Here is a 12522-nt window from a genome sequence, read left to right on the forward strand (position 1 = left end):
CACCGCCACCAGCGCGCCGGGGTCGACGCCGCTGCCGGGCGACCGCGGGACGGCCGTGGCGCGCACGGCGCCGAGCCGGTGCCGCAGCCGTGCGGGCATGACCTGGCGCAGGGTCGCGAGGGCCCGGGCAGCGCCGTCGCCGATCTCGACGCCCGACATCGGCGCGGCCTCCAGCGCGATCGCGATCGCCACGGCCTGCTCGTCGTCGAACAGCAGCGGCGGCAGCTCCTCCCCGGCGGAGAGTCGGTAGCCGCCGTCCGGCCCCTTCGTCGAGCCGACGCGATACCCCATCTCCCGGAGCCGTTCGACGTCGCGGCGCACGGTGCGCGGACTCACCTCGAGCCGTTCGGCCAGCACCTGGCCCGGCCAGTCGCGCCGCGCCTGCAGCAGCGAGAGCAGCGTGAGCAGCCGCGCGGAGGTCGTGTCCATGCGATCCATTCTGGATCAGGTAGAGGACAGGAACAGACCGCTTCTGACGGAACCCTGGTGACCAGCGGGCAGCAGCGAGCCGCCCCCTTCCTCAGGAGCCCTCATGACGATCGAGACCACGACCCACCTGAACTTCCGCGGCGACGCCCGCGCCGCGCTCGAGCTGTACCAGTCGGCGTTCGGCGGCGACGTCGTCATCGCGAAGCACGCCGACGCCGGCGGCACCGACCCCGACCTCGTCGCCTGGGGTCAGGTCACGACGCGGGCCGGCTTCCGCATCATGGCGTTCGACGTCTGGGACCACCTGCCCTGGGAGCAGGGCGACCACGCGTTCTACGTCTCGGTGCGCGGCGACGACGCCGACGAGCTCCGCGGGTACTGGGAGCGCCTGTCGGAGGGCGCCACGATCCTGCAGGAGCTGGCACCGGCGGCGTGGTCGCCGCTGTACGGGCAGCTGACGGACCGCTTCGGCGTCACCTGGGTGCTCGACGTCGCGGTCGCGCACGAAGGCTGAGTCATACGACCGCGTCGAGCCGGGCAACCTCCTCGTCGGTGAGGTCGAGCTCGGCCGCCCCCAGCGAGTCGAGGATGCTCTCGGGCCGCGACGCCCCAGGGATCGGCAGGACGGTCGGCGAGAGCGCGAGCTCCCACGCCAGGGCGACCTGCTGCGGGCTCACCTCGCGCTCGGCGGCGATCTCGGCGAACACCGCGTAGGTGTCGCCGAGGTCGCCGGCCTTGCCGATGCCACCGAGCGGGCTCCACGGAAGAAACGCGATGCCCAGCTCCGCGCACAGGTCGAGCTCGCGGCGGCTCGAGGTGAAGGCCGGCGAGAACTGGTTCTGCACCGACGCCAGACGTCCGCCCAGGAGGTCGTTCGCGGTGCGGATCTGGTCGGGGTCGGCGTTCGAGATCCCGGCCTGACGGATCACGCCCTCGTCGAGCAGGTCGCGCAACGCGCCGATCGTCTCCTCGTACGGGACGGTCGGGTCCGGCCGGTGGTGCTGGTAGAGCCCGATCGCCTCGACCCCGAGTCGGCGCGCCGACTCCTTGGCCGCCTGCTTCAGGTGCTCGGGACGGCCGTCGAGGTCCCAGGCCCCGTCGGGCGACCGGGTGTGGCCGCCCTTGGTCGCGACGAGCACGGAGTCGGCGTCGCCGCTCCAGGTCTGGAGGGCCTTGGCGATCAGCAGCTCGTTGTGGCCGCTCTCGTCGTGGCCGACGTCCGCGGTGCCGCGGTGGTAGGCGTCGGCCGTGTCGATCAGGGTGACGCCGGCGTCGAGCGCGGCGTGGATCGTGCGGAGCGACCGCTCCTCGTCCGGGCGGCCGTCGACCGACATCGGCATGCCGCCGAGGCCGATCGCCGAGACCGCGACGTCACCGATGGAGCGCTGGGGCAGGGACATGGAGGACCGCTTTCTCGGGAGTCGGGGGATCAGGCGGAGAGCTTCTCGGCGACGCCGATCGCGCGCGTGACGAGGTGGTCGAGCGCGTCGCGGTCTGTGTCGTCGAGCTCGGAGCTCTCGCCCGTGACCTTGCTGGCGCCGTACGGGTTGCCGTCGGCGAACTTGAGCGGGTCGGTGTATCCCGGCGCGACGACGATGCCGCCGAGGTGCGCGAACAGCGTGATGAGCGAGATCAGCGTCGTCTCCTGGCCGCCGTGCTTGGTCTGGGTCGACGTGAAGGCCGTGTAGACCTTGTCGGCCAGCTTCCCCTCGGACCAGTACGGACCGAGCGTGTCGATGAAGCCCTGCAGCTGGCTCGTGACCTGGCCGAAGCGGGTCGGGGAGCCGACCACGACGACGTCGGCCCACGCGATGTCGTCGGGACTCGCGACGGGGCGGTCGGCGATCTCGTCGAGGTGCGCCTTCCAGGCCTCCTGTCCCTCGTAGACCTCGGCGGGGGCCGTCTCGCGCACGTGACGCAGCCGGACCTCGGCACCCTGCTTCTCGGCGGTCTCGGCCAGGCGCTCGGCCATCGCGTGCGTGGCGCCGTAGGAGGAGTAGTAGATGACAGCGACCTTGACGGTCATGGGGTCTCCTGATGCTCGTCGAACCGGACCCCTCCACCGTGACACGGGCGTCCACGCCTCGCAGTCCGGCGGACCACCGCTCCGGGGTGGGGGTCAGGCGTGCGGGCCCTCGCCGGTCGCGATGTGGTCGGCGTGGTTGAGGCCCTCGCGGACGAGCCGGGCGAGGTGGCCGCCCCGCAGCGAGTAGTGCTGGTGGCGCCCGGCGCGGGTCACGTCGACGAGACCGGCGAGGCGGAGCTTCGCGAGGTGCTGGCTGACCGCGGTGCGGGAGGCGCTGACCCGGTCGGCGAGCTCGCCGACCGTCGCCGACCCGTTGGTCAGGTGCCAGAGGAGCTCGAGGCGCGTCGGCTCCGCGAGCATCGAGAAGATGTGCGAGCCGTGGCGCAGCCGGGTGGCGTCGGGCGCCGCGTCGTGGTCGAGGCTCGCCTCGACCTCGTTCGCCCCGACCTGCTGCTCCATGGCGTCATTGTGTCCTACGGCCGGTCTCCCCCAGGTCCGCCCGCGTGTGCAGCCCGGCCCCGATCGCGGCGCTCAGGGCCACGCCCGCCAGGACCGCGGCGCTCGTGGTCACGGACGTCGTCGCCCCGATCCAGCCCGCCACCGGGTACGCCAGGAGGTAGCAGGCGTGCGACAGCGAGAAGTGTGCCGCGTAGGCCGCCGGTCGCTCGTCGGGCGAGACGGCCGCGTTCACGACGGTGCCGGACGGGGTCAGCACGGCCGACGTGGCGGCACCGAGGACGAACCAGACGACCAGCACCGCGACCCAGGGGCCGGCAGCCACGAGGGCCGCCACGAGGAGGGCGAGCGCCGAGGCCAGACCTCCCGCCAGCATCACGTGCACCGTGTCCCTCCGGTCCAGGATCGGCGGGAGCACGAACGCTGCGACCATCGATCCGCCTCCGAACGCGCCGAGCGTCAGGGCCAGGGCGGTCGATCCGAGACCGAGGTCCTGCCGCACCACGACCACGGTGTTGACCAGGACGGTCGCCGTCGCGCAGGCCGTCGCGACGTCGAGCAGGAGCAGCACACGGAGCTTCCGGCGACGGGCGAACAGGCGCACGCCGGCGGCCGCACGCACCGCGAACGACTCGGTCGGCGGGCTTCCCGGCACGGCGAGGCCGGCCGTGAGCACCAGCAGGGCCGAGAGCACGAATCCTGCGCCGGTCCCGACGAAGAGACCGTGGTAGTCCACGACGAGCAGCAGGGCCGCCGCCAGCACCGGGCTCGCGAGGGCCTCGAGGTCGTAGGCGAGACGCGAGAGGGACAGGGCGCGCGTGTAGTCACGCTCGTCGGTGAGCACCGCGGGGATCACGGCCTGGAAGGTCGGCGTGAAGGTCGCCGACGCCATCTGCAGCACGAGGACCAGGGCGTAGACGTGCCAGACCTCCGAGACCCACGGCAGCGAGAACGCGACGGCGAGCCGCACCAGGTCGGCCCCGACCAGGACCCGCCTCGGGTCCCACCGCGAGGTCACGGCCGTCACCACGGGGGCCACCAGGACGTAGGCGACCATCTTGATCGTCAGCGCGGTCGCGACCACGGCACCGGCGCGGCCGGGTGCCACGTCGAAGGCGAGGAGGCTCAGGGCGACCGTGAGCAGCCCGGTCCCGAGCAGCGCGACGACCTGGGCGACGAACAGTCGGCGGTACGTCCGGTGTCGCAGGACCGAGGTCAGCGTGGCGGCCATGCACCCACCATAGATGCATGCGTGCACGCTCGCGCACATGTGTACGCATCGTGGACGCTCAGTCCAGGTGACCGACCGAGAACTCGTCGACCAGGCTCGCCAGCGCCTCGGGCGCCTCCAGCATCGGGAGGTGGCCCGACGCGAGGTCGCGGCGCCACGCCGCGCCCGACCGGTCGGCGAAGCGAGCCTGGAGGGCCGGGGTCAGCTCACGGTCGCGCGTCGTCGTCACGTACCCGACCCGACGCGGCAGGCCACCCGCACCGACCGGATCCGTGAAGTAGGCCCGCGACTCGGGCTCCATCTCCGCGACCAGCCGGTCCTGGACCTCGGGGTCAAGACCCGCGGCCAACCCCTTGCGGACCGCCGACGCGGGCGGCCGCGTCCCCGCGAGCCGCAGCACGAGCGGCAGCACGTACCGCTGCGGTGCGGGCATCGCCGACACGAACGAGCCTTCCGACGGGGGCACCACGCCGCTCACGAGCAGCACGGATCGGACCCGGCCCGGCGCCAGGCGGGCCACCTCGTGCGCGACGACCGCTCCCGCCGAGTGCGCGACCAGGGCGAGGTCCCCCTCGGCGGCGAGGTCGAGGACGGCGCGGGCATGGTCTTCGAGGGAGGCGGAACCGCGGGGCCGGGGGCCGACGACGCCGGGACGGTGCGACCCGAGCGCGGCGCGGGTCTCGTCCCAGATCCAGGCCGGCAGGCCGGCTCCGGACAGCAGCAGAAGGGTCGGGGCGGGGGGCGATGTGTGCGACATGCCCCCAGGCTCGTCGACGCGGATGTCACCCCCATGTCACCCTTTCTGACATGAACAGGACCGAGCGTCTCTACGCGATGCGCGAGGAGCTGCGCCGAGCCGGCTCGAGCGGGCGGACCGCCGACCAGCTGGCGCGTCACTTCGAGATCAGCAGCCGCACGGTCAAGCGCGACGTGTCAGCGCTCCAGCTCGGCGGGTTCCCCGTCTACGCCGTGACGGGACGGCACGGCCGCTACGTGGTGGACCGTGCCGCGACGCTGCCGCCCGTCAACTTCACCCACACCGAGGCCTCGGCGCTGGCGGCGGCGATCGCCGCCCACCGCGGCCAACCGTTCGACGCCCAGGCCCGCTCGGCGCTGACGAAGGTCGTCGAGGCGATGGACGCGGGCGCACGATCGCGCACGGTCTCGCTGACGGATCGGATCTGGATCGACCTGCCCGACGACGACGGTCCCGTGACGTCCCGGCGGGTGCTCGAGCAGGCGCTCGTGCAGCAGCTCGTCGTGACGCTCCACGTCCGACGGGACGACGGTGTCGTCGTGCGCTCGGTGGACCCCATGATCCTGGCCCACACCCGCGGCCGCTGGTTCCTCGTCGCACGCTGCCGCGACCGCGACGTGATCCGGTGGTACCCCCTCGACCAGGTCGTCGAGGCTCACCTCACGGCTCGCCCTGCGGAGCCGATCGACGTCGCCCGTATCGGCACACCACCGCCGACGGCCCGCCCCGTGAGCGGCTGAGCGGCGCCGGGTCAGGAGGCGTGCGTGGTCGCGAGGCGACCGCGCAGACGTTCCAGCAGCTGGCCGATGCCGAACGGCGCGTACGCCAGCGCCAGGGCCACCAGACCGATCAGCACGTGCTGAAGTCCGCCGCCCACCAGGGCGAGGCACAACGCCGTCAGCCCCGCGATCGTCCACAGTCCCACCCACAGCAAAAGCCCGAGCTCTCGCGTCTCCTGCATCGTTCTCCTCGTCCCCCGAACAGGCGGCCACCGGCTGCCGTCAGGCCTAGGATCTCCCGCGCTCACCCCGATCGCAGCATCGAGGTCGAGTGACCTGCGACACATGCTGGAACGACGGCGATCAGGCGGCCGGGACGGCGGGGAACCGCCAGAGTGCGCCGCCTTGGTCCGACCCCGATGCTGGGGACATGCCCCCGTCCGTCGATCGCCCCGACCTGGCCCGCCTCGCCGCGGCGCACGGGGTCGCGACGAGCTACGAGGGCTCCGACCGCACGCCCGTGGAGGTCGACGACGCCGTGGTCGTCGCGGTGCTCGGCCAGCTCGGCGTGGACGCCGGGAGCCCGGAGGCCGTCGGGCGTGAGCTCGCGCTGGCGGAGACCGACGCGCGAGCCCTGCCTCCGACACTGGCCGCGACCCACGGCGTCGCGCGCGACCTCGGCGAGGGCGTCACCGGCACCGTCCACCTCGAGGACGGAGGAACCGTCGATGTCGTCGACACGCTCCCCGCCGACCTCCCGCTCGGGTGGCACCAGCTTCGGACGCCGGGACAGGACGTGACGGTCGTCGTGGCTCCCGCGCGGCTGCCCGAGGTGCCCCGCACCTGGGGGTGGATGCTGCAGCTCTACTCGCTGCACTCCGAGGCCTCCTGGGGCATGGGCGACTACGCCGACCTCGCGGAGGTGGCGCACCGCGCCGGCTCCGAGCAGGGGGCCGGCGTCCTGCTGGTCAACCCCGTCCAGGCCTTCGTGCCGTCGCGGCCCCTCGTCCGCTCCCCCTACTCGCCGGCGAGCCGGCGGTTCGCGAGCCCGCTCTACCTGCGGGTCACCGCGACGCAGGCGTTTGCCTCGGCACCCGCCGACCTGCGCGACCGCGTCGCGGCGCTCGCCCCGGAGCCCGGCGCCGACCTCATCGACCACGACGAGGTGTGGGACGCCAAGCGCGCGGCTCTCGAGCTGCTCTGGGAGCACGGGACCGACCGCACCACGCCCGAGCAGGAACCCGAGCTCCGCGCCTTCGCGACCTGGGCCGCCCTGACCGAGGTGCACGGGGCCGACTGGCGCAGCTGGCCGGACGAGCTGCGCGACCCGAGCTCCCCGGCGGTCGCCACGGCGGCGGGCGAGCTCGCCGACCGCATCGCGTTCCACCTCTGGGTGCAGGGCCTCTGCCGGGAGCAGCTCGACGCCGCGCGCGAGGCCGCGCGCGACGCGGGCATGGCCGTCGGTCTCGTGCACGACCTCCCGGTCGGCGTCCACCCCGGCGGGGCGGACGCGTGGGCCCAGCAGGACTCCTTCGCCTCCGACGTGCGCGTCGGCTGCCCGGCCGACGCCTTCAACCCGCTCGGCCAGGACTGGGGACTGCCGCCGTGGCGACCCGACCGGCTCGCCGAGAGCGGGTACGCGCCGTTCCGCGACGTCGTGCGCAGCGTCCTGCGCCACGGCGACGGCATCCGCGTCGACCACGTCGCGGGCCTGTGGCGGCTGTGGTGGATCCCGCCGGGCGAGCCCGCGCACCGCGGCACCTACGTGCACTACGACGCCGACGTCATGCTGGCGGTGCTCCTGCTCGAGGCCACGCGCGCCGGGGCGATCGTGGTCGGCGAGGACCTCGGCACGGTCGAGGACGTGGTCACGACCACGATGCACGAGCGCGGCATCCTCAGCTCGGCCGTGCTCTGGTTCGAGCGCGACTGGGACGCCCCCGGCCAGCCCCACGTGCCGCCGCGGGAGTGGGAGCCCGAGACGATGGCCAGCATCAGCACGCACGACCTGCCGACGGTCGCCGGCTGGATCGCCGACGAGCGCGTGCGGGTGCAGCACCGCCTCGGCCTGCTCGACGAGACGCTCGACGACGCCCTCGCCACCGCGGCGACCGACCGCGAGGCCCTGCTCGACCTCCTGCGCGCACAGGACGTGCCGGACGACGACCTGGTCGTCGCGCTGCACGCCGTCATCGCCCCGGCGGCGTCACGGCTCGTGCTGAGCTCCCCGGCGGACGCCGTGGGCCAGCTCGACCAGCCCAACCTGCCGGGGACGGTCGACGAGTACCCGAACTGGCGCGTGCCGCTGCCCGTCGACCTCGACACCTTCTTCGCCGACCCACGGGTCGCGGCGGCCGTGGCTCCCCTGCGGGAGCACCGTCCGCCACCCCCGCCTGCTGCACCCACCGACCCACCCACCTGACGCCTCCCCGAGGAGACCCCCACCGTGCAGCCCCCACCCCAGCCCTGGCCCGGGTCGCCCTACCCGCTCGGCGCCACCTACGACGGCACCGGCACCAACTTCGCCCTGTTCTCGGAGGTCGCCGAGAAGGTCGAGCTCTGCCTGTTCGACGAGCACGGTGCCGAGACGCGGGTGCGCCTGGAGGAGGTCGACGGGTTCGTCCACCACGGCTTCCTCGAGGCCGTGGGCCCCGGCCAGCGGTACGGCTACCGCGTCCACGGCCCATGGGACCCCGAGCAGGGCCTGCGCTGCAACCCGGCCAAGCTGCTGATCGACCCCTACGCCAAGGCCCTCAGCGGCCAGGTCGACTGGGACCCGTCGCTGTTCGCGTACGACATGGAGAATCCCGAGGAGCGCAACGACGCCGACTCCGCGGGCCACGTCCCGTTCTCGCTGGTCGTCGACCCGTACTTCGACTGGGGCAACGACCGCCTGCCCCGACGTCCGTACCACGAGACCGTGCTCTACGAGGCGCACGTCAAGGGCCTCACGATGACGCACCCGGACGTGCCCGAGCGGCTGCGCGGCACCTACGCCGGCATCGCGCACCCCGCGATCGTCGAGCACCTGCGCGAGCTGGGCGTCACCGCGATCGAGCTGCTGCCGGTGCACCAGTTCCTCTCCGACCACTACCTCGTCGAGAAGGACCTCACGAACTACTGGGGCTACAACACGATCGGCTTCTTCGCCCCGCACGACGCCTACGCCTCGCGGCCCGGCCGTCAGGTGCAGGAGTTCAAGGGCATGGTCCGCGCCCTGCACACCGCAGGCATCGAGGTCATCCTCGACGTCGTCTACAACCACACCGCCGAGGGCAACCACCTCGGTCCGACGCTCTCGATGCGCGGCATCGACAACGACGCGTACTACCGCCTGGTCGAGGACGACCTGCAGCACTACATGGACTACACCGGCACCGGGAACTCGCTCAACGTCCGGCACCCGCACACGCTGCAGCTCATCATGGACTCGCTGCGGTACTGGGTGACCGAGATGCACGTCGACGGCTTCCGGTTCGACCTCGCGGCGACGCTGGCCCGCGAGTTCTACGACGTCGACAAGCTCGCGACGTTCTTCGAGCTCGTGCAGCAGGACCCGGTGGTGAGCCAGGTCAAGCTCATCGCGGAGCCGTGGGACGTCGGCCCGGGCGGCTACCAGGTCGGCAACTTCCCGCCGCTCTGGACGGAGTGGAACGGGCTGTACCGCGACACGGTCCGCGACTTCTGGCGCGGCGAGCCGGCCACGCTGGGCGAGTTCGCCTCGCGCATCACCGGGTCGTCGGACCTGTACCAGGACGACGGCCGACGGCCCTACGCCTCGATCAACTTCGTCACGGCGCACGACGGCTTCACGCTCAACGACCTCGTCTCGTACAACGACAAGCACAACGACGCGAACGGCGAGGACGGGCGCGACGGGGCCGACGACAACCGCTCGTGGAACCACGGCGTCGAGGGTGCGACCGACGACGCCGAGATCCTGGCGCTCCGCGAACGCCAGCGACGCAACTTCCTGGCGACGATGCTGCTCTCCCAGGGAGTGCCGATGCTGCTGCACGGCGACGAGCTCGGGCGCACCCAGGGCGGCAACAACAACGTCTACTGCCAGGACAACGAGGTCGCGTGGATCGACTGGAGCCTCGCCGGTGACGAGGCGGACCTGGTCCGGTTCACCGGGGCGCTGACGCGTCTGCGCCGCCGCCACCCGGTGTTTCGTCGCCGCCGGTTCTTCTCCGGCCGCCCGGTGCGACGCTCGGAGAAGCTGCCCGACATCGCGTGGTTCGTGCCGTCCGGCGAGGAGATGACCGATCAGGCGTGGGAGGACGACTTCGGCCGCTCGGTCGCGGTGTTCCTCAACGGCGACGCGATCGCCGACCGCGACCCGCGCGGCGTGCGGATCACCGACGACTCCTTCCTGATGGCGTTCAACGCCCACCACGAGCCGATCGCGTTCACGCTGCCCGCCGCGGAGTACGGCGAGCAGTGGCGGCTCGTCGTCGAGACCGCCGAGGGGGTCGTCGACCCGACCGGCCGTGAGCCGCTGTCGGCAGGCGCCACCCTCGACGTCGAGGGGCGTTCGCTCGTCGTGCTGCAGCGGGTGGCCCGGTGACGGCTCCTGCGGGCGTGCCGTCGTCGACGTACCGGCTGCAGCTGCGGCCCGACGTCGGCTTCGCCGAGGCACGCGCGCTCGTGCCGTACCTGCGCGACCTCGGGGTGGGTGCGCTGTACCTCTCCCCCGTGCTCGACGCGACGCCCGGCTCGACGCACGGCTACGACGTCACCGACCCGTCGCTGGCGCGCCCCGCGCTCGGCGGCGAGCTCGAGCGGGCAGCGCTGGTGGATGCCGCGCGCGAGGTGGGGCTCGGCGTCGTGGTCGACATCGTGCCCAACCACATGTCGGTCGAGGTGCCGTCGGCGAACCCCTGGTGGTGGTCGGTGCTGGCCGAGGGCGAGGCGTCGCCGTACGCCCAGCACTTCGACGTCGACTGGTCACGCGGCCGGCTGCTGCTGCCGGTGCTCGGCGACGACGCCGACGTGGCGGAGCTGCGGATCGACGGGGACCAGCTGGCGTACTACGACCACCGCTTCCCCATCGCGGACGGCACGGCGGGCGGGACCCCGCAGGAGGTGCACGACCGGCAGCACTACGAGCTGGTCGGCTGGCGGCGCGGCAACGCCGAGCTCGGCTACCGACGCTTCTTCGACATCACCTCGCTCGCGGCGATCCGCGTGGAGGACCCCGGGGTGTTCGACGACGCCCACCGCGAGGTGCTGCGCTGGGTCGCGGCCGGAGAGGTGACCGGCCTGCGGGTCGATCACCCCGACGGCCTGGCCGACCCCGGCGGCTACGCACGGCGCCTGCGGGAGGCCGCACCTGACGCCTGGATCGTGGTCGAGAAGATCCTGCACCCCGGCGAGAGCCTCCCGGCGAGCTGGCCGGTCGAGGGCACCACGGGGTACGACGCGCTGCGCGAGGTCGCCGGCGTGCTGCTCGACCCGGCCGGCGAGATCCCGCTGACGGCGCTCACCGACCGACTCGGGGCACCGACCGACTACGCCCGCGTCGAGGAGGACGCGCGGCGCATGGTCACCGACCAGATCCTCGTGGCCGAGGTGCACCGCATCGCCGCCCTGCTGCGCGGCGTGGAGGCCGAGCCCGCGCGCGGTGCGGTGGCCGAGACGATGATCGCGTTCGGCGTCTACCGCTCCTACCTGCCCGAGGGCGAGGCCGACTGGGCCCGCGCGGTGGAGGTCGCGACGTCCAGGCGTCCTGACCTCGCCCAGGCCCTGCAGGCGCTCGACCAGCAGGTGCGCACCGAGCCGCAGGGCGAGCTCGCGACGCGGATCCAGCAGACGTCCGGCATGGTCGTCGCCAAGGGCACCGAGGACACGACGTTCTACCGCTACACGCGGTTCGCGGCGCTGACCGAGGTCGGCGGATCGCCCGACGTGTGGGGCGTCGACGTCGGGGAGTTCCACCGGCTCGCCGCCGCGCGCGACCGCGACCAGCCGCACACCATGACCACCCTGACCACGCACGACACCAAGCGGTCCGAGGACACCCGCGCGCGCACGCTGGTGCTGGCCGAGGTGGCCGACGAGCTGGCGGAGGCGGTCGAGCGCTGGTCGGCCGAGTGCGGCATCGAGGAGCCGTCGCTCGACCTCCTGGCCTGGCAGACGCTGCTCGCGGCCTGGCCGATCACCGACGCCCGGCTGGCCGACTACCTGCTGAAGGCTGCCCGCGAGGCGAAGATCCGCACGACCTGGACCGAGACCGACGAGGCGTTCGAGCAGTCCGTGCGGGAGTGGCCGCTGCGGGCGCGGACGGCCGTGGGGCAGCAGGTCGCGGCCTTCGTCGACCGGATCGAGGGCCCGGGGTGGACCACGGCGCTGTCGCAGAAGCTGCTGCAGCTCGCCGGGCCTGGTGTGCCCGACGTCTACCAAGGCACCGAGCTGTGGGACCTGTCGCTCGTCGACCCCGACAACCGGCGCGCGGTCGGCTACGGGGCGCGGCGTGAGCTGCTCGCGCGGATCGCCGACGGGTGGGTGCCGCCGCTCGACTCCTCGGGCGCGGCGAAGCTGCTCGTGACGCAGCGGGTGCTGACCCTGCGACGCGACCGGCCCGAGCTGTTCCGCGGCTACCAGGCCCTCGCGGCCGTGGGTCCCGCGGCGGACCACGCCGTGGCCTTCACGCGGCATCCCGACCTCTTCGCGGTGGCGACCCGGCTGCCCGTCGGCCTGGAGCGCCGCGGCGGCTGGGGTGCGACGACGCTCGACCTGACCGACGGACCGTGGACCGACGTGCTCACCGGCGCGACGCACCCCGGCGGTCCGCGACCGGTCGCCGACCTCCTCGCGACCTACCCCGTCGCCCTCCTCACCCGCCCCTGACCCCCGGGCGGTGAGCTAGGGACGTGTCCGGGCCCTGGGCGGTGAGCTAGGG

General features: G+C 73.2%; 12 protein-coding genes. 5 read left to right on the top strand and 7 right to left on the bottom strand.

The genetic code is table 11. The features are described 5' to 3' along the window. Positions 1-429, bottom strand: a 429-nt coding sequence (locus ABD127_RS15940; RefSeq protein ID WP_344203271.1) for a helix-turn-helix transcriptional regulator, incomplete at its 3' end; no start/stop codon positions are given. 103 nt (positions 430-532) lie between these two features. Here ABD127_RS15940 and ABD127_RS15945 point away from each other — a divergent pair. Next, a complete protein-coding gene (locus ABD127_RS15945; protein ID WP_344203273.1) occupies positions 533-943 on the top strand; it encodes a VOC family protein in 411 nt (136 codons plus the stop codon). A gap of 1 nt (position 944) precedes the next feature. On the opposite strand, the gene ABD127_RS15950 is transcribed toward ABD127_RS15945, so the two are convergent. From ABD127_RS15950 to ABD127_RS15970, 5 genes are all read right to left on the bottom strand, one after another. Beyond that, positions 945-1823, bottom strand: coding sequence for an aldo/keto reductase (locus tag ABD127_RS15950; RefSeq protein WP_425545838.1), 879 nt, complete (start codon positions 1821-1823; stop codon positions 945-947). Between the two features lie 35 nt (positions 1824-1858). Beyond that, on the bottom strand, positions 1859-2455 hold the full coding sequence (gene wrbA, locus ABD127_RS15955; protein WP_344203277.1) for an NAD(P)H:quinone oxidoreductase: 597 nt from the start codon (positions 2453-2455) through the stop codon (positions 1859-1861). Between the two features lie 93 nt (positions 2456-2548). Continuing rightward, the gene (locus tag ABD127_RS15960; protein WP_344203279.1) at positions 2549-2914 is read right to left on the bottom strand and encodes an ArsR/SmtB family transcription factor; all 366 of its coding nucleotides are present in this window, start codon (positions 2912-2914) and stop codon (positions 2549-2551) included. A gap of 4 nt (positions 2915-2918) precedes the next feature. After that, on the bottom strand, positions 2919-4142 hold the full coding sequence (locus ABD127_RS15965) for an MFS transporter (RefSeq protein ID WP_344203280.1): 1224 nt from the start codon (positions 4140-4142) through the stop codon (positions 2919-2921). Between the two features lie 58 nt (positions 4143-4200). Then, the gene (locus ABD127_RS15970) at positions 4201-4899 is read right to left on the bottom strand and encodes an alpha/beta fold hydrolase (RefSeq protein ID WP_344203282.1); all 699 of its coding nucleotides are present in this window, start codon (positions 4897-4899) and stop codon (positions 4201-4203) included. 50 nt (positions 4900-4949) lie between these two features. On the opposite strand from ABD127_RS15970, the gene ABD127_RS15975 reads away from it, so the two are divergent. Next, the gene (locus ABD127_RS15975; protein ID WP_344203283.1) at positions 4950-5639 is read left to right on the top strand and encodes a helix-turn-helix transcriptional regulator; all 690 of its coding nucleotides are present in this window, start codon (positions 4950-4952) and stop codon (positions 5637-5639) included. Positions 5640-5650: 11 nt separating this feature from the next. On the opposite strand, the gene ABD127_RS15980 is transcribed toward ABD127_RS15975, so the two are convergent. After that, positions 5651-5860, bottom strand: coding sequence for a hypothetical protein (locus ABD127_RS15980; RefSeq protein ID WP_344203285.1), 210 nt, complete (start codon positions 5858-5860; stop codon positions 5651-5653). 188 nt (positions 5861-6048) lie between these two features. Here ABD127_RS15980 and malQ point away from each other — a divergent pair, with 188 nt between their 5' ends. Genes malQ through treY form a run of 3 tightly spaced genes read left to right on the top strand, consistent with a single transcriptional unit; the run spans position 6049 to position 12470 of the window. Continuing rightward, positions 6049-8040 carry a 4-alpha-glucanotransferase gene (gene malQ, locus ABD127_RS15985; protein ID WP_344203287.1) on the top strand — a complete coding sequence of 664 codons (1992 nt, stop codon included), beginning with the start codon at positions 6049-6051 and terminating at the stop codon, positions 8038-8040. A 24-nt stretch (positions 8041-8064) separates the two neighbouring features. Further along, positions 8065-10188, top strand: coding sequence for a glycogen debranching protein GlgX (glgX, locus tag ABD127_RS15990; RefSeq protein ID WP_344203289.1), 2124 nt, complete (start codon positions 8065-8067; stop codon positions 10186-10188). After that, positions 10185-12470, top strand: a complete 2286-nt coding sequence (gene treY / locus ABD127_RS15995) for a malto-oligosyltrehalose synthase (RefSeq protein ID WP_344203291.1) — start codon at positions 10185-10187, stop codon at positions 12468-12470. The genes glgX and treY overlap by 4 nt, the downstream gene beginning before the upstream one ends. Positions 12471-12522: the final 52 nt, after the last annotated feature.

The sequence above is a fragment of the Aeromicrobium alkaliterrae genome (assembly GCF_039529015.1).
Lineage (GTDB): Bacteria > Actinomycetota > Actinomycetes > Propionibacteriales > Nocardioidaceae > Aeromicrobium > Aeromicrobium alkaliterrae.